28 protein-coding genes are annotated in these 24,667 nt (G+C 72.7%); 10 read left to right on the forward strand and 18 right to left on the reverse strand.

The window, feature by feature from the left end:
* The 3 genes from AB0H81_RS32145 to AB0H81_RS32155 all read right to left on the reverse strand — a co-directional run.
* The coding region (locus AB0H81_RS32145; protein WP_358382066.1) for an MFS transporter at positions 1-1,181 on the reverse strand (1,181 nt) is incomplete at its 3' end.
* An 85-nt stretch (positions 1,182-1,266) separates the two neighbouring features.
* Positions 1,267-1,668, reverse strand: a complete 402-nt coding sequence (locus AB0H81_RS32150) for a type II toxin-antitoxin system VapC family toxin (protein WP_358382068.1) — start codon at positions 1,666-1,668, stop codon at positions 1,267-1,269.
* Complete coding sequence (locus AB0H81_RS32155; RefSeq protein ID WP_358382070.1) at positions 1,665-1,889, reverse strand: hypothetical protein; 225 nt, start codon at positions 1,887-1,889, stop codon at positions 1,665-1,667. The genes AB0H81_RS32150 and AB0H81_RS32155 overlap by 4 nt, the downstream gene beginning before the upstream one ends.
* A gap of 89 nt (positions 1,890-1,978) precedes the next feature.
* Between AB0H81_RS32155 and AB0H81_RS32160 the strand changes: the two genes are divergently transcribed.
* Positions 1,979-2,854 carry a LysR family transcriptional regulator gene (locus AB0H81_RS32160; protein WP_358382072.1) on the forward strand — a complete coding sequence of 292 codons (876 nt, stop codon included), beginning with the start codon at positions 1,979-1,981 and terminating at the stop codon, positions 2,852-2,854.
* 46 nt (positions 2,855-2,900) lie between these two features.
* Here AB0H81_RS32160 and AB0H81_RS32165 read toward each other — a convergent pair whose 3' ends face one another.
* The 6 genes from AB0H81_RS32165 to AB0H81_RS32190 all read right to left on the reverse strand — a co-directional run bounded on the left by AB0H81_RS32165 (position 2,901) and on the right by AB0H81_RS32190 (position 7,084).
* Complete coding sequence (locus tag AB0H81_RS32165; RefSeq protein WP_358382074.1) at positions 2,901-3,449, reverse strand: type II toxin-antitoxin system prevent-host-death family antitoxin; 549 nt, start codon at positions 3,447-3,449, stop codon at positions 2,901-2,903.
* A gap of 144 nt (positions 3,450-3,593) precedes the next feature.
* Positions 3,594-4,067, reverse strand: a complete 474-nt coding sequence (locus AB0H81_RS32170; RefSeq protein ID WP_358382076.1) for a VOC family protein — start codon at positions 4,065-4,067, stop codon at positions 3,594-3,596.
* Between the two features lie 90 nt (positions 4,068-4,157).
* Complete coding sequence (locus AB0H81_RS32175) at positions 4,158-5,399, reverse strand: DUF6596 domain-containing protein (protein ID WP_358382078.1); 1,242 nt, start codon at positions 5,397-5,399, stop codon at positions 4,158-4,160.
* 51 nt (positions 5,400-5,450) lie between these two features.
* Positions 5,451-5,786 carry a YciI family protein gene (locus tag AB0H81_RS32180; RefSeq protein ID WP_358382117.1) on the reverse strand — a complete coding sequence of 112 codons (336 nt, stop codon included), beginning with the start codon at positions 5,784-5,786 and terminating at the stop codon, positions 5,451-5,453.
* A gap of 128 nt (positions 5,787-5,914) precedes the next feature.
* Positions 5,915-6,511: a YdeI/OmpD-associated family protein gene (locus tag AB0H81_RS32185; RefSeq protein ID WP_358382080.1), complete on the reverse strand. Its 597-nt coding sequence runs from the start codon at positions 6,509-6,511 to the stop codon at positions 5,915-5,917.
* A gap of 198 nt (positions 6,512-6,709) precedes the next feature.
* The gene (locus AB0H81_RS32190) at positions 6,710-7,084 is read right to left on the reverse strand and encodes a DUF427 domain-containing protein (protein WP_358382082.1); all 375 of its coding nucleotides are present in this window, start codon (positions 7,082-7,084) and stop codon (positions 6,710-6,712) included.
* A 200-nt stretch (positions 7,085-7,284) separates the two neighbouring features.
* On the opposite strand from AB0H81_RS32190, the gene AB0H81_RS32195 reads away from it, so the two are divergent.
* Positions 7,285-7,446, forward strand: coding sequence for a hypothetical protein (locus tag AB0H81_RS32195; RefSeq protein ID WP_358382084.1), 162 nt, complete (start codon positions 7,285-7,287; stop codon positions 7,444-7,446).
* 281 nt (positions 7,447-7,727) lie between these two features.
* On the opposite strand, the gene AB0H81_RS32200 is transcribed toward AB0H81_RS32195, so the two are convergent.
* The 3 genes from AB0H81_RS32200 to AB0H81_RS32210 form a co-directional block, all read right to left on the reverse strand.
* Positions 7,728-7,904, reverse strand: coding sequence for a hypothetical protein (locus AB0H81_RS32200; protein ID WP_358382086.1), 177 nt, complete (start codon positions 7,902-7,904; stop codon positions 7,728-7,730).
* A 2-nt stretch (positions 7,905-7,906) separates the two neighbouring features.
* Positions 7,907-9,334, reverse strand: a complete 1,428-nt coding sequence (gene rox / locus AB0H81_RS32205) for a rifampin monooxygenase (RefSeq protein WP_358382088.1) — start codon at positions 9,332-9,334, stop codon at positions 7,907-7,909.
* Positions 9,335-9,560: 226 nt separating this feature from the next.
* Positions 9,561-9,686, reverse strand: coding sequence for a hypothetical protein (locus AB0H81_RS32210; RefSeq protein WP_358382090.1), 126 nt, complete (start codon positions 9,684-9,686; stop codon positions 9,561-9,563).
* 481 nt (positions 9,687-10,167) lie between these two features.
* Here AB0H81_RS32210 and AB0H81_RS32215 point away from each other — a divergent pair, with 481 nt between their 5' ends.
* Positions 10,168-10,500 (forward strand): DUF6247 family protein, encoded by a 333-nt coding sequence (locus AB0H81_RS32215; RefSeq protein WP_358382092.1) that lies wholly within the window; start codon positions 10,168-10,170, stop codon positions 10,498-10,500.
* 602 nt (positions 10,501-11,102) lie between these two features.
* Here AB0H81_RS32215 and AB0H81_RS32220 read toward each other — a convergent pair.
* The 5 genes from AB0H81_RS32220 to AB0H81_RS32240 are packed head-to-tail and all read right to left on the reverse strand — an operon-like array spanning position 11,103 to position 17,581.
* Positions 11,103-12,056, reverse strand: a complete 954-nt coding sequence (locus tag AB0H81_RS32220) for a dihydrodipicolinate synthase family protein (RefSeq protein WP_358382119.1) — start codon at positions 12,054-12,056, stop codon at positions 11,103-11,105.
* A gap of 2 nt (positions 12,057-12,058) precedes the next feature.
* Positions 12,059-13,051: an ABC transporter ATP-binding protein gene (locus tag AB0H81_RS32225; protein WP_358382094.1), complete on the reverse strand. Its 993-nt coding sequence runs from the start codon at positions 13,049-13,051 to the stop codon at positions 12,059-12,061.
* Positions 13,044-15,011 (reverse strand): dipeptide/oligopeptide/nickel ABC transporter permease/ATP-binding protein, encoded by a 1,968-nt coding sequence (locus AB0H81_RS32230; protein ID WP_358382096.1) that lies wholly within the window; start codon positions 15,009-15,011, stop codon positions 13,044-13,046. Before AB0H81_RS32230 ends, AB0H81_RS32225 begins: the two co-directional genes overlap by 8 nt.
* Positions 15,008-15,967, reverse strand: coding sequence for an ABC transporter permease (locus AB0H81_RS32235; RefSeq protein ID WP_358382098.1), 960 nt, complete (start codon positions 15,965-15,967; stop codon positions 15,008-15,010). Before AB0H81_RS32235 ends, AB0H81_RS32230 begins: the two co-directional genes overlap by 4 nt.
* Positions 15,968-15,973: 6 nt before the next feature.
* Positions 15,974-17,581 (reverse strand): ABC transporter substrate-binding protein, encoded by a 1,608-nt coding sequence (locus tag AB0H81_RS32240; protein ID WP_358382100.1) that lies wholly within the window; start codon positions 17,579-17,581, stop codon positions 15,974-15,976.
* A 189-nt stretch (positions 17,582-17,770) separates the two neighbouring features.
* On the opposite strand from AB0H81_RS32240, the gene AB0H81_RS32245 reads away from it, so the two are divergent.
* The 7 genes from AB0H81_RS32245 (at position 17,771) to AB0H81_RS32275 (ending at position 23,070) form a co-directional block, all read left to right on the forward strand.
* Positions 17,771-18,487 (forward strand): FCD domain-containing protein, encoded by a 717-nt coding sequence (locus AB0H81_RS32245; protein WP_358382102.1) that lies wholly within the window; start codon positions 17,771-17,773, stop codon positions 18,485-18,487.
* 354 nt (positions 18,488-18,841) lie between these two features.
* Positions 18,842-19,441, forward strand: coding sequence for a hypothetical protein (locus tag AB0H81_RS32250; RefSeq protein WP_358382104.1), 600 nt, complete (start codon positions 18,842-18,844; stop codon positions 19,439-19,441).
* A 333-nt stretch (positions 19,442-19,774) separates the two neighbouring features.
* Complete coding sequence (locus tag AB0H81_RS32255; protein ID WP_358382107.1) at positions 19,775-21,193, forward strand: PepSY domain-containing protein; 1,419 nt, start codon at positions 19,775-19,777, stop codon at positions 21,191-21,193.
* 67 nt (positions 21,194-21,260) lie between these two features.
* A complete protein-coding gene (locus AB0H81_RS32260) occupies positions 21,261-21,707 on the forward strand; it encodes a MarR family winged helix-turn-helix transcriptional regulator (RefSeq protein WP_358382109.1) in 447 nt (148 codons plus the stop codon).
* Position 21,708: 1 nt separating this feature from the next.
* Positions 21,709-22,068: a nuclear transport factor 2 family protein gene (locus AB0H81_RS32265; protein ID WP_358382111.1), complete on the forward strand. Its 360-nt coding sequence runs from the start codon at positions 21,709-21,711 to the stop codon at positions 22,066-22,068.
* A 16-nt stretch (positions 22,069-22,084) separates the two neighbouring features.
* Positions 22,085-22,408: a YciI family protein gene (locus tag AB0H81_RS32270; RefSeq protein ID WP_358382113.1), complete on the forward strand. Its 324-nt coding sequence runs from the start codon at positions 22,085-22,087 to the stop codon at positions 22,406-22,408.
* Positions 22,405-23,070, forward strand: a complete 666-nt coding sequence (locus tag AB0H81_RS32275; RefSeq protein ID WP_358382121.1) for a response regulator transcription factor — start codon at positions 22,405-22,407, stop codon at positions 23,068-23,070. The genes AB0H81_RS32270 and AB0H81_RS32275 overlap by 4 nt, the downstream gene beginning before the upstream one ends.
* Positions 23,071-23,158: 88 nt before the next feature.
* Here AB0H81_RS32275 and AB0H81_RS32280 read toward each other — a convergent pair whose 3' ends face one another.
* A complete protein-coding gene (locus tag AB0H81_RS32280) occupies positions 23,159-24,487 on the reverse strand; it encodes an acyltransferase family protein (protein WP_358382115.1) in 1,329 nt (442 codons plus the stop codon).
* Positions 24,488-24,667: the final 180 nt, after the last annotated feature.

Here is a 24,667-nt window from a genome sequence, read left to right on the forward strand (position 1 = left end):
AGCCACCCGTACGAGGCGCCGGCGCCGACGGCCCACGCCAGCCCGCCGCCGCCCGCGGCGAGCAGCGCCAGCCCGGCCAGGATCGGCGGGCGCGGGCCGACGCGGGCGACGATCCGGCCGGTCAGCGGCGGGTTGACGACGAACGGCAGGGTGAGCGGCAGGAACGCCAGGCCGCTGGCCACCGCGCTGAGGTGACGGCCCTGCTGGAGCAGCAGCGGCAGCACGAACAGGCCGCCGTTCAGGGTGAAGCTCACCACCGCCCCGGCGGCCAGACCGGCCCGCACGCCGCCGCTGCCGAGGAGCGACCGGTTCAGCACGGGGGCGTCGCTGCGCCGTTCGAGGACGGCGAACCCGCGGGCCGCCAGCGCCGTGGCCGCCGCCGACCCGGCCGCGTGCGCCCAGGACCGCGAGCCCGCCGCGATCAGCGCGTCGGTCAGCAGCGCGAGCACCGCGCAGGCGGCGAGCTGGGCCGCCCAGTCGATCCGCCGCTCCCCACCCGGAGACCCGGTCGCTTCGCCGAGGGCCGCGCCGCGCCCACCGCGAGACGCCCGCAGACCCCCACCGTGAGACGCCCGCAGGCCCGCACCACGAGACGCCCGCAGTCCCCGCCCGGCGGTCAGCGCCAGCACCAGCAGGCCGATCGGCACGTTCACCAGGAAGATCGCCCGCCATCCGGCCAGGTCCACGAGCGCGCCGCCGGCGACGGGGCCGGCGGCGACGGCCGCACCGCTGATGGCCGCCCAGGCCGCCATCGCCCGGGTCCGCTCGGCCGGGGCCGGGTAGAGCCGCGCGATGACGGCCATGGAGGCGGGCACGCAGGCCGCACCCGCGGCACCCAGCACCGCCCGCGACCCGACCAGCGCGCCCAGGCCGGGAGCGAGGGCCGACAGCAGCGAGCCGAGGGCGAACACCGCCACACCGGCACGGAACACCCGGTCGGCCCCGTAACGGTCGGCGACCGCCCCGCCGGACAGCAGCAACGCGCCGAAGACGACGGTGTAGCCGGTGGTGGCCCACTGGAGGCCGGCGATCGAGGTGCGCAGCGACGCGGCCAGGTCGAGCTCGGCGACGGAGAGCACCGTCATGTCGAGCAGCACCATGAAGTACCCGAGTGACACGCCGAGCAGCGCCGCGCTCCGCCGATGACCGCGCGGAGGCGCACAGATGAGGGGAGAAGTCATGCCGCACACTGTCGGCTCCGGCCCGCCGCGGCTCCACCGGCCCGGCCGCAGAGCGCGTTCGGAGATTCCGAACGCCGTGGGGCGGCTAGGTGTAGTGGTGGATCTCCGCCCGGTGACCCGTCGAACCGGCGAACTTCGCGTCACCGGTGAGCAGCGGCATCCCCAGCAGCTCGGCGAGCGCCACGTACATCCCGTCGTAGGCGGTGAGGTTGTGGCGCAACTCCAGCACCCGTGGCTGCAGCGGCAGCATAGGATGCCGCACGATCTTGAGCTTCGCGAACCGGTCCAGCATGAGGCGGCCCCGCTCTGCGGAGATGCGCACCTCAGCCTTGCCGGTGATCACATGCCCGCGCACAACCGAGGCGATCTCGACGTCGATCAGTGCTGGGGCGTGCAGCGTGCGGGCCAGTCGCCGGCGGAGCGGATCGTCGCCTTTCACGTTCGCCAGCAGACGGAACACGATGGAGGCGTCGACGACCAGGCTCACCGGCGCCCCTCGCGCAAGGTCTCGCGCACGAAGTCGGGGTCGTACGGCACCGGCTCGTCGGCGGCGATCCTGGCCATCACCTCGTCGGGCGCGGGCTGGGCGGCCTCTTCGTTCAGGAGGTCACGGAGGTACGCCGCCAGAGACTTGCCGGCGCGCTCCGCACGCGCCTTGAGCGTCCGTTCGGTGGACTCCGGGACGTCTCTGATCTGTATGATCGCCATACCACCACGCTAGCATGCAAGCTGCATGCACGCAGGGTGGAATGCCGTCCGCCGCTGCACCGGTTGGCATGGGCGTGGAATTGCGTCAGTTGCGGACCTTCGAGGCCGTCGTGCGGCACCGGACGGTGACGGACGCCGCCAACGCCCTGGACCTCGCCCCGTCCAGCGTCTCCGAGCAGATCCGCGTCCTGGAGAAGTCCCTCGGCGTGACGCTGTTCGACCGGACCCCGAGAGGGATGGTCCTGACCGGGCCCGGGCGTCGGCTCCAGGGCTGGGCGCGGCGTCTGCTCGACCAGGCCGAGCAGGCGCGCCGCGAGGTGGCCGGGCAGCCGGAGGACGTCCGGCTGGGGGCGCTGGAGACGATCGTGGCCGCCTGCGTGCCGCGCGTGCTGGCCAGGCTGGCCGAGCGCCGTCCCGGCCTGCGCGTGGAGGTGCTTCCCAGCGTGAGCCGCGACGACCTGCTCGCCGACGTGACCGCCGGGCGGCTGGAGGCGGCGCTGGTCCTCGACACGGGCGAGACCCTCGGCGACCTCGGCTTCGCGCCGCCGCCCGCGCCGCTGACGTTCCTCGACGTGGACTCCGTTCCTCTCGTCCTGGTCGCCGCGCCCGGCCATCCGCTCCTCGGCCGCTCCCGGGTGTCCACCGGCGACCTCTCGGGCGAGCGGCTCCTGGTGAACGGGCCGAACTGCTCGTTCCTCATGGCCGCGGACCGGCTCATCGGCCCCGGCCCGGAACGGGTCCAGGTGGGCGGGGTCCAGGTGATGCGTGCCTGGGCCGAGCAGGGGCTCGGGATCGCCCTGCTGCCGGGGTTCGCGGTGTCCGCCGCCCTGGGGGCGGGCACGCTCGCGCGGCTCGCGTTCCCGGCGCCCGACCTCAGCCTCCGCCTCGTCTGGCACGCCGGCCGCGAGGCGACGCTCCCGGGGCTGCGCGACGTGTTGTACGCGGCCGGCACCCCGGGCTGCTAGCGCGGGAGGGGCGCCGTCACCCCTACGGCCGTCACCCCTACGGCCGTCATCCCTCCGTGCGGCGCAGCCGCCGCAGCGCCTCGTCGATGCTGCCGCCGTCGCCGGCGGCCACGTCTGCGCCGTCGGGGTCACGGACGACCGCGGCGTAGGCGGGACGGTCCGCCTCCGGGAGGCGGCTCAGGAGGATGGTGTGGCCGTCGCGCAGCAGATCCTCGGGGACCAGACGGTGCTCGCGCACCTCTCTGCCCGCCACATGACGGGCGGCGATCAGGGCCGCCACCGGAGTGCGGTGGCGGGTGAGCAGCAGCGGGCCGTCCCCGTACGGGAGGGTCGCCTGCCGTACGAGGTCGCCGAGCTTGCGGCGGGCGGTCGACAGTGGCACGGCCGCGAGGCCGGTCAGCGGCCCGGACACTCCGGAGACCGGGATCAGGGCGGCCCACTCCCAGCGCTCCCGGGTGAGGAGCGTGGTGTCGCCGTCCTGCGCGGCGCGCACCAACCGGCCCCAGTGGGCGCGGGCTTCCTCGACGCCCAGCGGCGCGCCGAACCGGGCGACGAGTTCGGCGCGCGCGGAGGGGACAAGATCATGAGGAGACATCCGGAAATCGTAAGCCGCCTTACCGGAAGTCTGCAAGCCGCCTTACCAATCACGTCCCGGCGCGGGCCCCCGACGCCCCCAGATCCCCGATGCCCTTCAGCCGCCTCGGACACTCACAGTCGCCTTCAATCACCCTCAGTACCCTCAGGCGCCCTCAGTGCCCTCGGTGCCGAAGCCGTCGAGTGATTCGCGCTCCTCCAGGCTGAGCGTCTCCTGGAACACCGTGATGTGCAGCCCCGCCGGCGCGTCGAGCCGCGCGTTCAGCGACTGCCACGGAGTGAGGGTGGGCGGAGCGACCTGGTCGGCGCCGCCGGTCACGAGCCGGTCCGTGGTGGCCTGGGCGTCGTCCACCTCGAACGCGACCCGGATCTTGGGCGCCACCTGCCGCCCCACCTCGACCTCGTCGATGTACTTCTTCTGGGCCGGGTTAGCGATCTCCAGGGTGGCCCGGCCCGCGTCCAGGATCGCGACCCGGGCGCCCCCGTCGCTGGAGAACGCCGCCTGCTCGGGGAGCCCCAGCACGTCCCGGTAGAACGCGAGCGCGGCCTCGTAGTCCTCGGCCTCGACGACGAGGCGGAGCTGACGGACGGGCGACGGCGTGCCCTCTGTGGCGGTCATAGGAGGCTCCTGGTTCTTTCACGGATCGATGTACGTCGTCCAGAACCAACCGCCGCAGCGTCCACTCCGTTCCCATCCCGGCGACGAAGTTCAGCATTCCTCGACGGCGGCCAGGCGGCGCCGCAGGTGGGCGCGTTCGGGCTCGCTCCCGGCCACCTCAAGAGCCGCGCGATAGCCCGCCGCGGCCTCGGGAAGGCGGCCGAGCCGGTGCAGCAGGTCGGCGCGCGCCGCCAGGTACGGGTGATAGTCGCGCAGCCGCGGCTCGCCGGCCAGCTCCTCCAGCAGCGACAGGCCGGCCTCGGGCCCGTCGCGCATGGCCACGGCCGCCGCCCGGTTCAGCGCGACCACCGGCGACGGATCGAGCGCCAGCAGCACGTCGTACAGGGCCACGACCTGCGGCCAGTCGGTCGTGGCCAGGTCCGCCGCCTCGTCGTGGAGCGCCGCGACCGCGGCCTGCACGCCGTACACGCCGGGCGGGCCGCCGCTCAGCGCGGTCACCACCAGCGCCGAACCCTCCTCGATCATGGCCCGGTCCCAGCGGTCCCGGTCCTGCCCGTCCAGCAGCACCGGCTCGCCACCGGGACCGGTACGGGCGTCGCGGCGCGCGTGGACCAGCAGCAACAGCGCCAGCAGCCCGGCGACCTCCCGCTCGTCGGGCAGCAGCCGGCGCAGGATCCGCGCCAGCCGGATCGCCTCCTCGGCCAGGTCCAGCCGTTGCAGGTCGGGGCCCGAACTGGCCGCGTACCCCTCGGTGAAGATCGAGTAGACCGCCTGAAGCACACCGGGCAGCCGTTCCGGCAGCTCGTCCGCGCCGGGCACGCGGAACGGGATGCGCGCCTCACGGATCTTCTTCTTCGCCCGGACGATCCGCTTGGCCATCGTCTGGACCGGCACCAGGTAGGCCCGCGCCACCTCCGGGGTGCCCATCCCCGCCAGGCAGCGCAGCATCAGCGCCCCGCGGTCCTCGGCGGGCAGCGCGGGATGGGCGCAGGTGAAGAACAGCCGCAGCCGCTCGTCCGGCAGGTCGTGCAGGTCGTCGAGCGTGTCGGCGGGCGGGGCGTACGCGGCCCGCTCCGCCTCCACCTGCAGGATCGCCAGTCGAGCGGCCAGGGCCCGGTCGCGCCTGAGCCGGTCGACCGCCTTGCGCCGCGCCGTCGTCATCAGCCACGCGCCCGGCTTGGGCGGCACGCCCTCGACCGGCCAGTGCTTCAGCGCCGCCTCGACGGCGTCGGAGGTGACCTCCTCCGCCAGGTCGAGATCGCCGAAGCGGCGCACGAGCGCGGCCAGCAGCCGGCCGCGCTCCTCCCGGAAGACCGCCTCGACCTCACGCATGGGGGTCACGCGTCCTCACGCACCGGAGTCGTGCGTTCTCACGCATCGGAGTCACGCGTCGAAGTCGGCGACCGGGCGCACCACGACCGACCCGCCGCCGCGCGCGCCCGGGCAGCGGGCGGCCCAGTCAAGGGCGACGTCCAGGTCCGGCACGTCGATCACGTAGAAGCCGCCCAGCACCTCCCGGGTCTCGGCGTACGGCCCGTCGGTGACGCTCCGCTTGCCGTCCCTGTCCACGCGGACGGTCGTGGCGGTCACCAGATCGGCCAGCGACTCGCCGGACACCCAGACGCCCGCCTCCCGCACGGCCTGGTCATAGGCCATCCAGTCCTCGACGGTGCACGCGTCCTCGTCCTGGCCGGAGGTGCCGGCGTTGATCAGCAGCATGTACTTCACGGTGATCCCCTCTCGGGTCGAGTCGTCGTGCGGCGGGCCCGCCGCACACCATCACCACGAACGGCCCCCGGCCGGATGGACACGACCCGCCGACGAATTTTCTCCTGCCTCGGTTCTTCTCAGCGCACCTTCTCCCCCGCCGCCAGCCTGGCGACCATCCTGCCCAGGCGGGCCGCCCGCGTCTCCGGGGTCCTCGCCGTCATGAGCCGCAGGATGACGATGTACTGGTCGGACTTGCCGAGGGTGTGGAAGAACGCCTTCGCCCGCTCGTCCTGTTCCAGCGCCTCGACCAGGTCCTCGGGGACGGTGACGTTCCTCGGCGACTCGTACGCGGCGTCCCAGCGCCCGTCGGCCTGGGCCGCCAGCACCACGGCCAGGCCCGGCGGGCGCATGCGTCCTTCGGCGATGAGCTCCTCGACCTTGGCCACGTTCACCTTGGACCAGACGCTCCGGGACCGGCGCGGCGAGAACCTCTGCAGGAAATACGCCTCGTCGCACGATCGGGTGTGGCTGTCGATCCAGCCGTAGCAGAGCGCGACGTCGAGCGCTTCACCCCGCGTCACCGACACCCTGCCCGAGCCCTTCTTGGCGATCCGCAACCAGACGCCGCCGGACGTCTCGTGATGCTCGGCCAGCCACGTCTCCCACTCGGCGGCGTCCTCGAACGTCAGGGCGTCCGCGTCGGAGGGGGGCTGGGCGACGGGTCCTCGCGGCATGGGGTGTTCCCTTCGTCGGCTGGGCAGGTGACGGGAACGCTACGGGGCATTGAGGAAGGAATGGTTCCTCAAAGCGTTATGCCCGGCGCGGGGATGGAGCGGTGGTCCATCTGGTCGGTGCTGGGAGCAGCGGGGTGGACCGGCCCGATCTCTCCCAGGAAGCCGTTGTCCCCGGCACGCGCCGCGATGCCCGCCGCCTCAGGACGGTTCGACCATGAGCCGCGCCCGATCGGGGTAGAAGGCGACGTGCCCGCCGATCTCGCCGACCGCTTCGCAGGGCTCCTCGTACGTCCATATGGCGTCGTCCACCTCACCCTCGGGGGTGACGATGCTGTAGTAGGACGCCTCGCCCTTGTACGGGCAGTACGTACGGGTGTCGCTCCGCCGGATCAGGCCGGGATCGACGTCCTCGATCGGGATGTAGTGCACCGCGGGATAGGTCGACTCACGCAGGACCAGCGGGCGGGTGGTGTCGGCGATGACCCGGTCACCGACGCGGACGACCACACGGGTGGAGGCCGCCGCGACCGTGATGGGGTGATCGGGCCCGGGGATCTTGACGTCACGGGACACGGAGCGTCTCCGTTCTCTGGAAGCGTTTCTCTGGAAGCGTTTCTCTGCGGGGAGGAACTGCCGGAAAGCCGGTCGATCACCACCATATGCCGGACCGGGATGGGCGCGGCGGGCAGCGGGTTCGCACCGTCGCCGGACCACTGGCCTGAGGAGGCCGGGCCGACCCGTCAAGGCCGCTGCTCGTCGTGCCCCGTACAGCCGTGCACGATGGGCGCAGGCCGCGCGCCGACCGCATGATGCTGGCGGCGGTGCGGCAGTCGCGGTTGACGTCCCGGACCGGGATCGCCGGGTGGCTGCGCGACACGTTGCTGCGCGCCGTGCCGCCCCGGCATGTTCGGGACCGCCGTCCCGGTGGCCAGTGACGCCCCGTCCACCGGCGGCTCCTGGCCTTCCTCGGCCGCGACCTCACCCGGTGAAAGGGGTGTCAGATCGTCCAGGTGTAGGCGGAGGTGAGTGAGCGGCCGAGGAGCGCGCCCGGCATGAGCGGGAGGACCTGCTGCCGCCCGAGGCGGCTCACGTCTTCCTGTCGTGCTGGATCCGGCTGTACGGCCTGCTGTGCATTGAAGTCCTGCACCAGCTGGACTTCGCCTACACCGATCTGGAGCCGGTCTTCGAGGAGTGCCTGCGCGACCTGGCCGCCGCACTAGGCCTGGACCACCCCGGTGGGCCGGACGCGTGACGCGTCCGGCTCACCGAGATGCGGGAGCACCACGAAGATGACGACGAGAGCCACGACGGCGAGGAGGATCTGCGTGCCCAGGCTCAGCCCGGAGGGAAGGCGCCCTCCGGCCACGACCGCGCGCTTGATCGGCAGGGGCATGCTCAGTCGGCAGGGGCGCCGAACCAGCGGGACAGCTGGTCGACCAGGTCCCGCTGATCCTCGCCCAGCCAGGCCACGTGGCCGTCGGGCCGCAGCAGCACGGCGGGCACGTCCAGCTCCTCGCTGCTGTCGGCGACATGGTCGACCCGGTCCGCCCATCCCGCCGCCGAGAGCCGGCCAGTCTGATCGAGCAGCAGCCCACGCCCGGCGCGCGTCAGCTCGTAGAGGCGGCCCCGCTTCAGGCCGACGTCGCGCATCCGCCGGCCGAGCAGGTCGTGCCCGGCGCCGAAGTCGTAGCGGACCCCGATCGCGATGATCTTCTCGGTCAGGTACCGGCTCACCTCGTCGAAGCGCATCAGCTCCGACAGCAGCCGGCGGACGGCCTGGGTACCCGGCTCGGGCGACAGCAGCTCCATCTGCGCGCGGGTGTTGTCGAGCACGTCGGCGGCCACCGGGTGGCGTTCGGTGTGGTAGCTGTCCAGCAGTCCGCCCGGCGCCCAGCCGGCGACCTCGGCCGCCAGTTTCCAGCCGAGGTTGAACGCGTCCTGGATGCCCAGGTTGAGGCCCTGCCCGCCGACCGGCGGGTGGATGTGCGCCGCGTCGCCGGCCAGCAGCACCCGGCCGGTCCGGTACCGTTCGGCCAGCCGGGTGGCGTCGCCGAAGCGGGAGAGCCAGCGCGGGGAGTGGACGCCGAAGTCGGTGCCGGCGATCACCCGTAGCTGCTGCTTGAACTCCTCGAACGCCGGCGGGACGGAGCGGTCCTCGGCCACCCCCGCCGCGGGCACGATGACGCGGTACACCCCGTCCCCCATGGGCCCGAGGCCGAACCGCTTCTGGGTCGCGCGGATCTCGGCCACCACGGCGGCCACCGTCTCCGGCGGCGCGGTCACCTCCATCTCGCCCAGCAGCGTCTCGACCCGGGTCGGCTCACCGGGGAAGCCGACGCCGAGCAGCTTGCGCACCGTGCTGCGTCCGCCGTCGCACCCGACGAGGTAGCGCGAGCGCAGTCGCGTGCCGTCGGCCAGCTCGGCGGTCACCCCGTCATCGTCCTGGCTCAGGCCGACCAGTTCGCAGCCGCGCCGGATCTCGGCGCCGAGCTCGGTGGCCCACTCGGCCAGCAGGCGATCAGTGGTGGGCTGCGGGATGGCGAGGACGTAGGGATGCGCGGTGTCCAGCCGGTCGGGCGGGGGCTTGTCGATGCCGGCGAAGGAACCGCCGACCGGGTACTGCATGCCGTTGGCGAGGAACCGCTCCAGCAGCCCCCGCTGGTCCATCACCTCGATGCTGCGCACGTGCAGGCCGAGCGCGCGGACGTGCCGGGTCGGCGCCGCCTCCTTCTCCAGGACGAGCGTGCGCACACCGTGCAGCCGCAACTCGCCGGCCAACATCAGGCCGGTCGGCCCACCGCCGACGATGATCACGTCGATCACGAATCCCCCGTTCAGCAGCCTCCGGCTCCGGCTGGCGATTCTGTGGCACGACCCGGGTCTTGCCGCAAGCCCCCTGTAGCGCTATAAGGTGAAAATGGAGGCGAGTGGACAAGCCCCGGCCACATCGCGGGACGTCACGTCTCTTCGCGGGGAAGGCCCCAGCTCTCACCGCCGGGCTTGTGGCGCCAGAGTTGTACGTCGCCCATAGCCCCCGCGGTTCGATCCCTCAGGCGAAGTGCGTGGCGATGGCGAGCCCGACAGTGTGCGTCAGCACCACCACGACGATCAGCGTGATGAAGATGAACTTGGCCGGACCGTGCTCGAAGTGCTTGCCCTCCTTCAGAGGCCGCATCTGGGCCTGGCACTGTACGTGACCCCCGCCCCGGCCGGCCGGGCGTTGCGGGCGGAGGCGGAGAAGATCCCCCGGCGATCGTGGCCCGTCCCGGCATGAGCCTGGAGGAGCTCCAGGACCTGCACAAGGCGCTGATGCGGGTGGTCGCGGCAGCACGCGGCACCGGCGATCCCGGACAATCGTGAAGGCGCTGTCCGTACTCACCGTCAGCGCGATCGCACGCCGAAACGACGAGGTCCTCCTGGTACGACAGCGAAACGCGGACGGCCCGGACACGGGATGGACTTGCCCGGCGGAATGGTGGAGGCCGGGGAGCTCGCCGACGAGCGGTGCTCCGCGAGATCTTGGAGGAGACGGGGCTGAGGGCGGACCTACCGTCCCGGCTGCGGATGCGCACAGACTGGGCGCCGCGTCATGCCGTGCGCATGAACGATGTCACCTTCCCTCTGTAGTCTCTCGAGGAGAGAGAGGGGAGCAGGGCATGACCGCGCAACCGCAGGACTTCGTCCCCACTGGTGCACCTCTGCCGGAAAAGAACCTGCGGGCCATCCGGGCTGCGCTGGTCGTCCCAGAAGATCGCGAGGCCTTTGACGCCGGACTGAAGGCCGTGCTCGACGAGGTACGGGTGAGTCTGGACCTTGGAGCACTCAACTCCTTCGTGCACCGTTGGTGGATCACCGCGTGTGACACCCTGAAGGATCCCGAAGGGCGTCGTCAGATGCACGTCAGGGCCGGACAGGCTCTCGCCGGCGAGCCGGTACCTCATGGCAGGCCGTGGCGAGAGATCCTTGCTGCTCGCGGGATCGATGTCTAGGTGTTCAAGCTCGTCCTTGATCCCGTGGCGGAGGACCAGATCGCCGCGCTACCTGATCACGCATTGCGGCCCCTCGCCGAGTTGTTCACGCTTCTGGAGACCGCCCCCTGGAGTGGAGACCCGTACAACTCTGCGAATCCCAGGGCGAACATGCTTACGCACCCGTTCGGAGAGCGCGGCCTTGCCACATACGTGGTCCTGGACCGGCAGCGCGAGGTCTACCTGGTCCGCGTTGAATGGCCATAAGGTGCCACGACCATGAAACGGCTCGAGCTGGCAGCGCGCGTTCGATCCCCGTCACCCGCTGCCACTCAACGGCATGGCCTTCCCCAACAGGGGCGCGACGCGCCTTTGATTCCCAGGCTCTCCCCGATGGTCCAACGACTGATCGCCAAACGCGTCACGGCCCTGCTCCGCAACCCCGCCTGACCTTCTGACGCCGTGACGCCATCAGTGACTTGCCGTCCACCGTCCCAGTGGCCGGCGCCCGGGGGTCCGGGGGCCGGAGGCCTCCGGCCAGGGGGTGTGGGGGAGCTCGGCTCCCCCACTGTCACAGCCCGAGCGCCGTCGCGCGAAGCGCGCCCCCCGGGAGGACCTCGCTTTCAGAGCAGGCCCGCGGCCGCCAGGTGCTTGCCGACGCGGGCGATCTCGTCGTCGTTCAGCGGCGTCTGCGGCGGCGCCGTCACCGGGCAGTCGATGATCCCCCGGAGGTACAGCGCCGCCTTGAAGGCGCCCAGCCCCGACGAGCTGCCGCCCATCCGCGTGCCCCCCACCCGGACGATCTCGAAGAGCCGTACCAGCCGTTCCTGCTCCTGCCGGGCCGCCTCCCAGTCGCCGCGGCCCGCGGAGGCGGTCAGCCGGACGTAGCCGTGGGGGTCCACGTTGCCGAGGCCCGGTACGACGCCGTCCGCGCCCATCCACAGGGCTGAGTCGACCGTCACCTCCGACCCGGTCAGCACGCTGAACCCGGGAGCGCGGCCCAGGATGATCTCGCGCAGGCCGCCGTCGTCGCCGCTGGAGTCCTTGACCCCGGCCAGCACGCCCTCGGCGGCCAGTTCCAGCAGCAGCGCGGCCGGGAGCTTGGTGTGGACCGACACCGGCAGGTCGTAGGCGTACAGCGGCAGCCCGGTCCGCGCGGCGATGAGCCGGAAGTGGGTGCGGATCTCCTCCGGGTGCGTACGCGTGTAGAAGGGCGCCGTGGCGACCAGCCCCGACACACCCGCGTCCAGGGCGGCGCGGGCGTGGTCGAGGACCCGGGGTGTGGTCATGTCGATGACTCCGGCGAGCACGGGCACCTGACCGGCCACGTGTCCCACGACGGTGTCCAGGACCGCGCGCCGGTGGGCGTCGGGCAGGTAGGCCACCTCGGACGACGAGCCGAGCACGAACAGCGCGTCCACGCCCCCGGCCAGCAGGTGGTCGACGAGCCGGGCGAGGGAGCGGGTGTCCACCTCGTGGCCGGGGGTCATCGGGGTGCACACCGGCGGGATCACCCCCGTCAGGGCCCTCGGCCCGCCGGCGGCGGGGGTCGGGGCGGGTCCGGCGGGGTCTGGCATCGTCACGAGCGCTCCTGGATCAGGTCGAGGTCGGTCGCTCCCGCCGTCACCGGGTGGTGGCAGTGGAAGAGGTGGTCGTCGCCGTCGGTGGTGGCGCCGGGCCAGGCCGCCGCGCACGTGTCGTCCGCGCGCCAGCAGCGGGTGCGGAACGGGCACCCGCTCGGCGGCCGGGTGGCCGAGGGCACGGCTCCGGTCAGCGGGATCGGCGTGATCGGCGAGATCAGGCCGGGCGTGGCGGAGAACAGCGCCCGGGTGTACGGGTGACGGGCCCCCAGGGGTACGGCCCTGGCGGGCGCCTGCTCCACGATCCGCCCCAGGTACATGCTGACCACCCGGTCGCTCATGCGCCTGACCGTCTGGATGTCGTGGGAGACGAACACCATGGCCAGGCCGAGCCGGTCCTTGAGGTCGAGCAGCAGGTTGAGGATCTGGGCCCGGACGGAGACGTCGAGGGCGCTGGTCGGCTCGTCGGCGACGAGCAGGGCGGGCTCCAGCGCGAGGGCCCGGGCGACGGCGACGCGCTGCCGCTGGCCGCCGGACAGGCGGCCGGGCAGGGCCTCGGCGACGGAGGCGGGCAGCCCGACGAGGCCGAGCAGTTCCCGGACGCGGGCGTCGCGCTCGGCGGGGGTGCCGCGCCGGTGGACGTCGAGCGGGTCGCGCAGGATCTGGCGGACGGGCAGCCGCCGGTTGAGCGCCGTGGACGGGTCCTGGAACACCATGCCGACGCCGGTCCCGACGGCGGTGCGGCGTTCGGCGTCGCTCATGGCCCACAGGTCGCGGCCGTTCAGGGACACGGTGCCGGACGTGGGCCGTTGCAGCCCGACGAGGACCCTGGCCAGGGTGGACTTGCCGCAGCCGGACTCCCCCACCACGCCCACGGTCTCGCCGGGGGCGACGGTCAGGCTCGCGCCGGTCAGGGCGTGGACGCGGTCGCGGGAGAACAGCCCGCCGGTGCGCGCCCTGTGGACGACGTGGACGTCGTCGAGCTCAAGCATGCTGGTCACTCCCCGCGGTCTCCAGTCCGGCTCGCAGGTCGGTCGCCGGGTGGTGGCAGGCGTACGCGTGCCGGTGCGCGTCGCCCTCCAGCGGCGGGGCGTCGGTCCAGCACTCGGCGCTCGCCATCGGGCACCGGTCGGCGAACCGGCATCCGGCGGGGAACCCCGAGGGCGGCGGGACGACGCCGCGGATCTGGGTGAGCCGTTCTGCCCCCGACTCCAGCGACAGCACGGAGCCGAGCAGCCCGCGGGCGTAGTGGTGGGCGGGGGCGCCGACGAGGGCGGGCGTGGCGCCGGCCTCGACGATCTGCCCGCCGTACATGACGACGACCCGGTCGGTGACGTCGGCGACGAGCGCGAGGTCGTGGGAGACGAGGATCAGCGCGAAGCCGAGCTCCTCGCGCAGCCGCAGCAGCAGCTCGATGACCTGCGCCTGCACGGTCACGTCGAGCGCGGTCGTGGGCTCGTCGGCGACGATCAGCTTCGGCTCGCGCGACAGCGCCATCGCGATGAGCACCCGCTGCCGCTGCCCGCCGGACAGCTCGTGCGGGTACGCCGACAGGGTGCGGCCGGCGTCGAGGCCGACGAGCTCCAGCAGCTCGGCCGGGGTGCGCCGGCCGCCCCGGCGGGTGACCTGCTTGAGCTGGGCCTTGATGGTCATGGCGGGGTTGAGGGACGACAGGGCGTCCTGGTAGATCATGGCCATGTCGTGGCCGAGCAGCCGGCGACGGGCTTTGCGCGGCAGGGCGAGCAGTTCCTTCCCGTCGAAGCGGACGTGGCCGCCGACGCGGGCCTCGCGGGGTTGCAGGCCCATGATGGTCAGGGCGGTCAGCGACTTGCCGCATCCGGACTCGCCGACCAGGCCGAGCACCTCGCCGGGCCGTACGTCGAAGGAGACGCCGTCCACGATGTCCACTCCCTCGCTGTCCGCTCCCCCCGTGAAGCCGATGCGCAGCCGTTCCACCGACAGGATCGGCGGGCCGGAGGGCAGCGGGCGGGCGCGTTCGGCGAGGCGGCGGGCGGCCTCGGCCAGGCCGGGCAGCTCGACGGGCTCGCCGGAGCCGGGCTCGGCGCGCTCCACGGGGTCGTCCGCGACGGGCACGGCCCGGGTGGCGGCGGGGGCGGCCCAGGCGTCGGAGACGCCCTCGGACAGGATGTTCAGGGCGAGCACGGTGACGAGGATGAGCAGGCCGGGGAAGACGGTCGCCCACCAGCCGCCGAGCAGGACGAGGTTCTTGCCGTCGGCGATGACGCTGCCCCAGGACGGGTTCGGCGGGCGGACGCCGGCGCCGATGAACGACAGCGACGCCTCCAGCACGATCGCGTCGGCCACCATCACGGTGCAGAACACGAGCACGGGCGCCGCGCAGTTGACCGCCACGTGCCGCAGCAGGATGTGCGGGGTGCGCGCGCCGATGACACGTTCGGCCGCGACGTAGTCCTCGCCGTACTGGGCGAGCACGTTGGCCCGCACGACGCGGGCCACGGACGGCATGTAGAGGAACGCTATGGCCATGACCAGCACGGGGATGCTGCCGCCGAACACGGCGACCAGCACGGCGGCCAGCGCGATGCCCGGGAAGGCCATGATGACGTCGAGCACCCGCATGAGCGTCTCGTCCACGGCCCGGCGGGAGGTGGCCGCGACGGCGCCGACGAGCGCGCCCGCGACCAGGGCGAGGCCGGTGGCGCCGAGGCCGATGAGCAGCGACCAGCGCGCCCCGTACAGCAGCCGGGACAGGATGTCGCGGTTGGCGCTGTCGAGCCCCATCCAGTGCGCGGCGGACGGGCCGCCGCCGGCGGCCTCCTGGACGTACGGGGAGTGGGGCGCGATCCAGGGCGCGAGCAGTGCGGCGAGCACGACGAGCGCGATGACGGCGACGGCGGCCCACGACAGCGGGCGCAGCCGGCGGAAGCCGACGCCGGGCCGGGACAGGCGCTCCCCCAGGGCACGTCTCATGCGGCGCTCCTCAGGCGGGGGTTGACGAGCAGGTAGAGGATGTCGACGGCGAGGTTGACGACCATGAAGCCGACGGCGATCGTCAGCACGACGCCCTGCACCACGGCCGGGTCGCCGTCGCGCACCGCGTTGATCATGAGCTGGCCCATGCCGGGCAGGCCGTAGATCTGCTCGATGACGACGGTGCCGCCGATGAGGTAGCCGATGCGCAGGCCGAGCACGGTCAGCGGGTTGATGAGCGCGTTGCGCAGCACGTTGCGGCCGACCACGACGACGGGCGGCAGGCCGCTGCCGATGGCCGTGCGCACGTAGTCGCGGTCCAGCTCCTCGACCATGGAGGTGCGGATGACGCGGGTGAGCTGGGCGGCGACCGGCAGCGACAGCGACAGGGCGGGCAGCGTCATCGAGCGCAGCCAGCCGGTGAAGGAGTCGGCCGGGTTGATGTAGCCGCCGGTCGGGAACAGGCCCTCGCCGACGGCCAGCCACTGGATCATCAGCAGCGCCAGCCAGAACGCGGGCGCCGCGACGCCCACCAGCGACACGACGCGGATGGCCTGGTCCGGCCAGCGGTCGCGGAACAGCGCGGCGGTCACGCCGAGGACGAGCGCCAGCACGACGGCCACGGCCAGGCCGAGGAAGGTGAGCTGGAGCGTCAGCGGCAGCGCCGTCGTCACCGACTCGATGACCGGCTTGCGGGTGAGCACGCTGGTGCCCATGTCGCCGCGCGCCAGGTCGGCGACGAAGCGCAGGTAGCGCAGCGGCAGCGGGTCGAGCAGGCCGTTCTCGAGCTGGAACTGGTGGATCTGCTCGGGGGTCGGGTTCGCGCCCTGGAAGTACGCGTACTCCGGCTTGTTGCCGGAGAAGCGCATCACGACGAACACGAACGCGACGACCCCCAGCACCAGGGGCACCAGGATGAGGACGCGCCGGACGAGCAGGCGGGCGATGAGGACCATGGCGGCTCAGACGCGCTTGGTCTGGAGCAGGTTGATCCCCGGGTACGGCTGGGCGCGCACGCCGGTGAGCTTCTTCGGGTCCCAGGCGGTCATCAGCTCGGTGTGGACGACCGGGTAGACGACGGCCTGCTCGGCGATCAGGTCGAGGTACTTGTGCAGCAGCTCGGTCTTCTTCGCCTTGTCGGGTTCCTTGGTGGCCTCGTCCATCATGGCGAACAGCGCCTTGGCCTCCTTGCTGCCCTCGAAGTGGCTGTACTTCATCCACAGGCCGCCGGAGACGTAGTTGTAACGCATGATCAGGTCGGCGTCCATGCCGAACTGGTTGGGGTTCGAGGCGGCGGCGACCACCTGGTAGTCCTGGAACTGGTCCATCTTGGTGAACAGGGCGGCCGTGTCCTGCGGCTCCAGCGTGGTCTTGACGCCGATGGCCTCCCAGGAGGCGGCGATGGTGGGCAGGCAGTCGACGAGCCAGCTCACGTTCACCGACATGAGGTTGACCGTCAGGTTGCCGACGCCGGCCTCCTTGAGCAGCGCCTTGGCCTTGTCGGGGTCGTGGTCGTAGACGGCCGCGGCCCGCTTGTGGTCGGGGTGGCCCTCGTTGAGGAACGAGCTGGAGGCGGTGCCGTGGCCCTTGAGCGCCACGTCGATGAGCTTCTTCTTGTCGATGGCGTAGTGCAGCGCCTGGCGGACGCGGACGTCGTCGAACGGCTTCGCGCCGGTGTTGAACATGAGGAACAGGTGGTTCATGCCGGCGCCGCCCTCGACCGTGCGGCCCTGCTGCTTGAGCTGGTCCACGTTGGCGTACGGGATGTTGTCGGCGATCTGCGCCTCGGCGGAGGCGCCGGAGATCTTGGCGACGCGGGCGGACGCGTCGACGATGCTCAGCCAGTTCATCTTCTTGGCGGCGGCCGGGCGGGGGCCGTTGTAGCCGTCGAACGCCTCGAAGGTGGTGTTGGACTTGGGGTTGTGCGCGGTCAGCTTGTACGGGCCGGAGCCGACGGCCTTGCCGCCCTTGGCCGCGTCCCAGGCGCCCGGCTGGCCGAAGACGTGCTTGGGCATGATCTTGGCGATGGTGAGCCGGGGGGCGGCGTCGGGGAAGGGGAACTTGAAGACCAGCTCGACGGTCTTGTCGTCGACCTTCTTGACCTCCTGGAGCCAGGAGCGGAAGAAGTTGCCGACGAGGACGTTGGCCTCCGGGTCGAGGACGCGCTGGTAGGTGAAGACGACGTCGTCGGCGGTGACGGGCTGCCCGTCGTGCCACTTGGCGCCGTCGCGCAGGGTGAACGTCCAGCTCGTCGCGTTCAGGTCGGACGGCAGCGCGGTCGCCAGCGCCGGGTACGGCTCGCGGGTGATCGGGTCGGTGTCGAGCAGCCCCTCGTAGACGTGGGTGATGCCGGCCATGGCGAAGGCCGAGGCGGTCTGGGTGGGGTCCCAGCTCTGGTCGTTGCCGTACCCGATGACGGCCGTGATGAGGTCCTTGTTCGAGCCCGCCCCGACCGAGCCGGTGGAGGCCGGGCCTCCCGAACAGGCGGTGAGGGTGGCGGCGATGAACGCCGCGGCCCCCGTTGCCCCGCTGTGACGCAGGAAGTCGCGGCGGCTGAGGTCAGGGCTCACGGATGCCTCCTGAGGGATAGTTGCACTGCGTGCTACCTGCATTGCGCCGCTGGATGCGGCTCAATGTAGAACGTGGGACATCCCATGTCCTATCTTGTGGGTAACGTGGACGCTAGAGGCGGGAGCCGCTTGAGGTCAACAGGAGATTTCCGGAATGTTACCTAAGCGCCTACCAGAGAGGGATTTTTCATGACGACTGTCCCGCGTTCCCGGCTCAGCCGGGCCGTGGAGGCCCAGGAGGGCGTCAAGGACCTGATTCTCAGGCGCGGGCTGGTCGCGGGCGACCCGCTGCCGACCGAGTCGGAGCTGATGGAGGAGCTGACCATCAGCCGCAACTCCGTACGGGAGGCACTGAAGGCGCTCCAGGCGGTGGGGATCGTGGAGATCCGTCATGGCTTCGGCATGTTCGTCGGGCGCATGTCGCTGGCCGGGCTGGTGGACGAGCTGGCCTTCCACAGCCGCATCACCCTCCAGGAGGGACGCAACCAGCTCGGCCACCTGACCGAGATCCGGGAGGTCCTGGAGAGCGGCCTGGTGCTGCGCCTCATCGACCTCGGCGAGGCGGCCGACCTCGGGCCGGTGACCGAGGTGATGGCGCGCATGGAGGCCGAGGCCGAGATCGGCGCGGTCCCGCCGGAGACCGACCGGCTCTTCCACGACCTGCTCTACCGCCCGCTCGGCAACCCGCTGGTCAGCCAGCTCCTCGGGGCGTTCTGGGACGTCTACCACCAGCTCCGCGACCAGATCGGCACCCCCGACGAGACACCGGAGGACGTGGCCAGGCGGCACCGCGACATCCTGACGGCCGTCACGGCCGGCGACCGGGCGGCGGCCACGGCGGCGGTCCAGGCCCACTTCGAGGGCGTGCGCAACCGCCTGGAGCGCCTGGCGCCGCCTCCCCGGTGAGGTCCATGCCCGGCCAGCGGTTTTCGCCACTTTTAGGGAAATGCCGCCGGAATTGAGCCGGAACGTGATCGTGGCCGTATCTCCACGCGAAGACGATCCCACAAGGGGGCCGGCAACCTCTCGGGCGAGGCGGCGGTCCCTCGGGGTCGAGTCTTCGGGCGTTCGGTTCGGGCGTACAGCCGAGAAAGGAGCGGACCGGTGGCGGGATGGGTGCGGCTTCCACGGTGCGGAAGCGGCGTCCGTCCCCGCCATCAGCGCCCGCGTCCGGCTCTCCGCCATCAGCGCCCGCGTTCGGCTCGCGGCCATCAGCGCCCGCGTCCGGTTCTGCGTGTCCTGCGGGCCGGGGTCTTCGCGATGGTGTGCGTGCTGCTGTCCGCCGGGCTGCACACACTGACCGCCGGCGACGCCGTCGACCTCCTGACGCTGTCCACCGCCATGGCGGCGACCTGGGCCGGCGCGCTGGCGCTCACCGGACGCCGCCGCGGGCGCGGCACGCTGCTGATCGCCTGCTTCGCCGCCCAGTACGGCATGCACCACCTGTTCACCGCCTCCTTCACGCTGTCCCACCTGGTCACCGCCGCTCCGTCCCCCGGCGCCGGGCTCCAGACCCATCACCTGCTCGGCCGGCACGCCCACCACACGCCGGTCGCCATGGCCGCCGCGCACCAGGAGCACGGTTCCGTGCTCGGGATGGCGCTCGTCCACGTGGCCGTCGCGCTGATCTCCGGCTGGTGGCTGGAACGGAGCGACGCCGCGCTCGCCGAGCTGACCCGGCTGGCCGTGGCCTCGGCGCACGGCCTCGTGGCGTGGCTGCTCGCGCCGCCGGCCGCACCCGTCGCCGTCGCGTGGCCGGGCCTCGCCGCGGCCCGCACCGCTCCGGCCCTCCCCTCGTCGCCGCCGCTCGCCGCGACGATCACCCGGCGCGGCCCGCCCGCCGCCCGTCCCGCCTTCTGACCTGACCTCCCCGCCCTCCGGGCCGTTCCAGCGTGGCGGCCGACGCTCCCCGCCCGAGGCGGCCCCACCTGGGAACCGCCTCGGGCCCCCGGCGGGAGGCGACGCCTTGCGCGCGTGCCCTCAAGGGGCCCGGGAGGGTTCCGGAGGCAGGCCCCTCTGACACGGCCCTCCCCAGGGGCACCATCCGCGGTCGCGGCCCCCTCGGCCTCCCCGAGCCCGTGGCCGGATCCGCCGTGCCCGCGCCACCGCCGGCCGGCCCCTCGCTCCCCTCCCCGCGGCGACGCGCCGGACCTGTGCCCGGCGCGCGCTCCATCACCGGAAACGGAGAAACGCATGTCCACGACCATCGAAACCGTCCCCACCACCGGACCCGCACGTCCACCCACCGGCCGTGGCGCGAGCTGGGCCGCGCTGCGCCCCCTCGTCCTGCGCCTGCACTTCTACGCCGGCGTGCTCGTCGCCCCGTTCCTGCTGGTCGCCGCCGCCACCGGACTGCTGTACGCCGCGTCCTGGCAGGTGGAGGAGGTGGTCTACGCCCACGAGCTGAGCGTCCCCGTCGGCCGGGCCGAGGCGCCTCTGTCGCAGCAGGTCGCGGCGGCCCGCGCGGCACGTCCCGAGGGCAAGGTGACCTCGGTGCGGACACCGGAGGAGCCGGGCCGGACGACCCGGGTGCTGATGGACGTCCCGGGGCTGGCGGAGAGCACCGAACTCGCGGTGTTCGTCGACCCGTACACCGCCGAGGTGCGCGGCGCGCTGGAGAGCTACGGCAGCTCGGGCGCCCTGCCGCTGCGCGCCTGGATCTCGCAGCTCCACCGCCACCTCCACCTCGGGGAGCCCGGGCGGATCTACAGCGAGCTGGCGGCGAGCTGGCTCTGGGTGGTGGCGCTCGGCGGGCTGCTGCTGTGGTTCTCGCGCCGACGCCGCGAGGCCCGCGCCGCCTCGACGCGGCAGGAGACCGGCGCCGTCACGGGACGCAGGCGGAGCCTGGGGCGGCACGGCCTGGTCGGCGTGTGGGCGCTCGCGGGGCTGCTGTTCCTGTCCGCCACCGGCCTGACCTGGTCGAAGTACGCGGGTGAGAACGTGGACGAGCTGCGCGCGGCGCTCGGCTGGTCCACGCCCAGCCTGTCGGCCTCCTCCGGCGACCACGCCGCCCACGCCTCCCAGGGCGGCCACAGCGGCCACAGCGGTCATGGCGGACCCGGCGCGGCGACGGCGGCCGACCCGGCGGTGGACGGCGTCGCCCGGGTCGCGCGGGGCGCGAACCTGTCCGGCCCCCTGGAGATGGTGCTGCCGGCCAAGCCCGGCGACGCGTACCTGGTCAAGGAGGTCGACAACACGTGGCCGCAGCGGCTCGACCAGGTCACCGTCGATCCCGCCGCCGAGCAGGTCACCGGGCAGCTCCGCTTCGCCGACCACCCGCCGGCGGCCAAGCTCACCCGCTGGGGCATCGACGCGCACATGGGGCGGCTGTTCGGCCTGGCCAACCAGATCGTCCTGGCCGCCCTGGCCGCCGGGCTGATGCTGCTGATCGGGTACGGCTACCTCATGTGGTGGCAGCGCCGTCCCACGCGCGGCTTCGGCCGGGCGTACCGGCGCGGGACCTGGAAGGGGGTCCACCTCGGGGTGCTGGCGCCGCTGGCGGCGCTGACGGTCGGCGTCGGCCTGTTCGTGCCGTTGCTGGGGATCTCGCTGGGCGCGTTCCTGCTGCTGGACGTCCTGCTGGGCGTGCGCTCCCGCCTCACCCGCCGGTGACACTCTTTGACACCACAACCCTTGATGCTCACAATAGTTGGCGACATCAAGGGAAGGCGGCCGGCCGATGACGGACAGCGACGATGCTCCGGAGGACGTGTTCTTCCAGGAGCTGACCGGCGCCTACGCGGAGGTGCGCCAGGCGTTCGCCGACCGCGTGGGCATGAGCCGGCCCCGGCTCCAGATGCTGATGCGGCTGTGGCGCCACGGCGAGACCAGCCACAGCGACCTGCGGGGCGTCCTGGGGCTCGACGGGGCGAGCGTCACGCGGCTGGTCAAGGAGTTCGAGGCGGACGGGCTCGTCGCCCGCCGCCTCGACCCCCGGGACAACCGCTACACCCTTGCCCGCCTCACCCCGGCGGGCGAGCGCACGGCCGCCGCGCTCGCGGACGCGCACCGGCTCTACCAGGCGCGACTCCTCGACGGCGTCCCTCCGCGGGACCGGGAGACCGTGCTGCGGGTGCTGGCCCGGCTGCGCGCCAACGTGCGGGCGCACGACGACAGGAGTGGCTGACATGACCGATCACGTGCGCGCCGTCGCCAGGCGGATGTACGACGCGTTCAACGCCGGCGACATGCACGCCGCCGACGCGCTCTTCGCGGCGGACTTCGTCAGCCACCCGCTGGGCACGGTCGGCGTGGAGAGCGTGAAGCGGGCCTGGTCGGGGATGCACGCCATGTTCCCCGGCATCAGGGTCGAGGTCGAGGACATGCTCGTGGACGGGGACCGGGCGGCCGTGCGCACGACGCTGCACGGCGTACCGGACGGCGACGGGCGGCCACCGCCCGCGATGCTGGAGATCTTCCATGTGCGGGACGGGCGCATCGCCGAGCTGTGGGGCATGTCCACCCTGGGCCGCCCACAAGCCACCTGAGTCAGGAAGGAGACCCATGCTGCACCTGCTGGTCCTGCGCTACCTCGGCGCCGAGGAGGACGCGGGCCCGCACGTCGCCGGGCACGTGGCCTACCTCGAACGGCATCACCGCGAGGGCGTCTTCCTGCTGTCGGGACAGACCGTGCCGTCGGACGACGGCGGGGTCATCCTGGCGCGGGGCGAGCGGGCGGCCGTGGAGCGCGTCGCGGCCGGCGACCCGTTCGTGCGGGCCGGAGTCGCCGCGTACACGATCACCACGGTCGATCCGGGGCGCGTGCATCCGGCGCTGGCGCGACCGCTGGGGGCCGACGACGCGCGGGTCCGAGAGCCCGCCCCCTGAAGCCCTTCACCGGAGGGCATGCACGACGCGCCGCGCGGCGTCCCCCGGCACCGTCATCCGCCGACCTCGAGGACGACATCACGGTGGTGGGGGAGGCGGCCAACGGTGCCGAAGCCGTCGACCGGGCCCGTGCCACCCGCCCCGACGTCGTCCTCATGGACATCCGCATGCCCAAGGTGGACGGGATCCACGCCACCGCCCAGATCGCCGGAACACACGGCTTGGAGCAGGTCCGAGTCCTCATCCTCACCACCTACGACACCGACGAGTACGTCTTCGACGCCTTGCAGGCCGGCGCCAGCGGCTTCCTGCTCAAGGACGCCGGACCGGCCGAGCTCCTGCAAGCCATCCGGGTGGTCGCCGCCGGAGAGGCGCTGCTCGCGCCGTGGATCACCCGCCGCCTCATCGGCCAGGTCGCCGCGCGACGAACCACTGCCCGGACCGCCGAGGATCGGCTGGCGGTGCTGACCCAGCGCGAGCGCGAAGTGGTGGCCCTGGTGGGGCAGGGCCTGAGCAACCACGAGATCGGTGCCGAGCTGTTTCTCAGCCCGGCCACCGCGCGCACCCATGTCAGCCGGGCGATGGCGAAACTGGGTGCGCGCGACCGTGCGCAACTGGTCGTCATCGCTTACCGAACAGGACTGGTCGACCCCGCGATGTGAGGCAGGGCCACCACGCCGCGGTCGCGCAGGGCGGACGGCGACGGGTGGACGGTCGAAACGGCCCGCCGGCGTCGGACATCGGCACCGCCTATGACGTTCTCTGCGCTCGGCGGCGGGCGGGGCGCATGCCGAACAGGAAGCGCGTCACCTCCGCGCGCCGCACCAGCAGGTCGTACGCCACCAGGGTCGCCCCCAGCGACACCACCACGATCGCCACGAACTTGACCGGGCCAGGCACCGGCCAGCGCACCACCCAGAACGCCACCACGACGACGATCGGCTGGTGCAGCACGTACAGGGGCAGCACGCCCTCCGACAGGTAGGCGTACAGCCGCCTCCCGGAGCCTCCGCCGGGGGTCCCGCCGCGCGCCGGGCGGCGGCGCTGGAGGAGCGACATGATCACCACCAGCCAGCACCAGCCCGCCGCCCCGTACAGGGCGCGCGCCGTCATCGCCATCGGGTGCAGGTCCGTGAACGCGTCCCCCTCCGCGACCAGGAACAACGGCAGGCCCACCATCGGCAGCAGCAGGCCGCACACCACGGCCGCGCGCGTGTCGCGGCGCAGCGCGTCCCGCAGCCGCCCGTCGGAGGCGAGCACCAGGCCGTAGCAGAAGAACAGCAGGTACGCCCAGCGGCTCCAGCCGGCGTACTCCTCCTCCAGCCCCAGGACCGCGCTGACCAGCGCCAGCGGGAGGGCGGGCAGCAGCGCCGCGCCGCGCCGCCGCCCGGCCGCCGCCAGCCCCTCGCCGAGCGCGCGCGCTCGGGAGGCCGGGAACCAGCGCACCACGGGCGCGAGCATGAGCGCGAACGCGAGCAGCAGGAGGAGGAACCACAGGTGGCCGGTCTCGAAGCTGTCACCCTGGAGCACGAACGGGAACTCCCACGGCTCCACGCGGATGTGGAAGAAGCGCGGCAGGAACTCCAGGTACGACTCGTGGTACGCCGGGTCGGCGCGCAGCCGCAGCCACTGCGGCACGGGCACGAGCACGGCCGTGCCGAAGACGAGGGGGACGCCGATGCGGCGCAGCCGCTCCAGGGCGAACCCTCCGGGGCCGCGGCGGCGGAGGGAGTGCCAGGCACCGAAACCGGCAATGAGGAACAGCAGCGGCATCGCCCATAAAACGCCGAATCCAGCGAAAACTGTAGTTATGTCGGTCGTTTCGGGGTTTTTCACGTAAAAGTCGTCGTTGGCGTCGAAGACGAGCGACGAATGGAACAGCACGAGGCCGACCACCACGAGCACCCGCACGAAGTCCAGCTCCGCCCGCCGCCCGGTTCCCCCGCTACCCGCCTCACCGCCGCGCCCGTCAGGTACGGGGTCCGAGAAGGTCCGCCCTCCGGCCGCGACCTCGTCGTGGGGGACCGTCCCGTCATGGGGAGCCACCCCGCCCTGGGGGGTCACCACTTCCGGAGCCATGCGGGGACGGGGAACGGGCCGCGACCCGAGGGCGCCGCGCGGGCCGGGCGCAGAAGAGGCCCCAGACGTGGCAGCGGGTGTGGAGGCGGACAGCGGTGTGAGGCGCGGCGCGGGGGCGGGGCGCGGGGCCGGCGCTGGACGGGGCGCCGGGACGGCGTTGATGGCGTGCGCCGCGGCGGC

It is taken from the genome of Nonomuraea sp. NPDC050691, from assembly GCF_040654455.1.
Lineage (GTDB): Bacteria > Actinomycetota > Actinomycetes > Streptosporangiales > Streptosporangiaceae > Nonomuraea.

Bases quoted from the DNA above. Each gene is read 5' to 3' on its own strand.
- AB0H81_RS32155 (WP_358382070.1), bottom strand. From the start codon at position 1,889: ATGGCGATCATACAGATCAGAGACGTCCCGGAGTCCACCGAACGGACG.
- AB0H81_RS32165 (WP_358382074.1), bottom strand. From the start codon at position 3,449: ATGTCTCCTCATGATCTTGTCCCCTCCGCGCGCGCCGAACTCGTCGCC.
- AB0H81_RS32170 (WP_358382076.1), bottom strand. From the start codon at position 4,067: ATGACCGCCACAGAGGGCACGCCGTCGCCCGTCCGTCAGCTCCGCCTC.
- AB0H81_RS32175 (WP_358382078.1), bottom strand. From the start codon at position 5,399: ATGCGTGAGGTCGAGGCGGTCTTCCGGGAGGAGCGCGGCCGGCTGCTG.
- AB0H81_RS32180 (WP_358382117.1), bottom strand. From the start codon at position 5,786: ATGCTGCTGATCAACGCCGGCACCTCCGGCCAGGACGAGGACGCGTGC.
- AB0H81_RS32185 (WP_358382080.1), bottom strand. From the start codon at position 6,511: ATGCCGCGAGGACCCGTCGCCCAGCCCCCCTCCGACGCGGACGCCCTG.
- AB0H81_RS32200 (WP_358382086.1), bottom strand. From the start codon at position 7,904: ATGCCCCTGCCGATCAAGCGCGCGGTCGTGGCCGGAGGGCGCCTTCCC.
- AB0H81_RS32210 (WP_358382090.1), bottom strand. From the start codon at position 9,686: ATGCGGCCTCTGAAGGAGGGCAAGCACTTCGAGCACGGTCCGGCCAAG.
- AB0H81_RS32215 (WP_358382092.1), top strand. From the start codon at position 10,168: ATGACCGCGCAACCGCAGGACTTCGTCCCCACTGGTGCACCTCTGCCG.
- AB0H81_RS32220 (WP_358382119.1), bottom strand. From the start codon at position 12,056: ATGCCAGACCCCGCCGGACCCGCCCCGACCCCCGCCGCCGGCGGGCCG.
- AB0H81_RS32225 (WP_358382094.1), bottom strand. From the start codon at position 13,051: ATGCTTGAGCTCGACGACGTCCACGTCGTCCACAGGGCGCGCACCGGC.
- AB0H81_RS32230 (WP_358382096.1), bottom strand. From the start codon at position 15,011: ATGAGACGTGCCCTGGGGGAGCGCCTGTCCCGGCCCGGCGTCGGCTTC.
- AB0H81_RS32235 (WP_358382098.1), bottom strand. From the start codon at position 15,967: ATGGTCCTCATCGCCCGCCTGCTCGTCCGGCGCGTCCTCATCCTGGTG.
- AB0H81_RS32245 (WP_358382102.1), top strand. From the start codon at position 17,771: ATGACGACTGTCCCGCGTTCCCGGCTCAGCCGGGCCGTGGAGGCCCAG.
- AB0H81_RS32250 (WP_358382104.1), top strand. From the start codon at position 18,842: ATGGTGTGCGTGCTGCTGTCCGCCGGGCTGCACACACTGACCGCCGGC.
- AB0H81_RS32255 (WP_358382107.1), top strand. From the start codon at position 19,775: ATGTCCACGACCATCGAAACCGTCCCCACCACCGGACCCGCACGTCCA.
- AB0H81_RS32260 (WP_358382109.1), top strand. From the start codon at position 21,261: ATGACGGACAGCGACGATGCTCCGGAGGACGTGTTCTTCCAGGAGCTG.
- AB0H81_RS32265 (WP_358382111.1), top strand. From the start codon at position 21,709: ATGACCGATCACGTGCGCGCCGTCGCCAGGCGGATGTACGACGCGTTC.
- AB0H81_RS32270 (WP_358382113.1), top strand. From the start codon at position 22,085: ATGCTGCACCTGCTGGTCCTGCGCTACCTCGGCGCCGAGGAGGACGCG.
- AB0H81_RS32280 (WP_358382115.1), bottom strand. From the start codon at position 24,487: ATGGCTCCGGAAGTGGTGACCCCCCAGGGCGGGGTGGCTCCCCATGAC.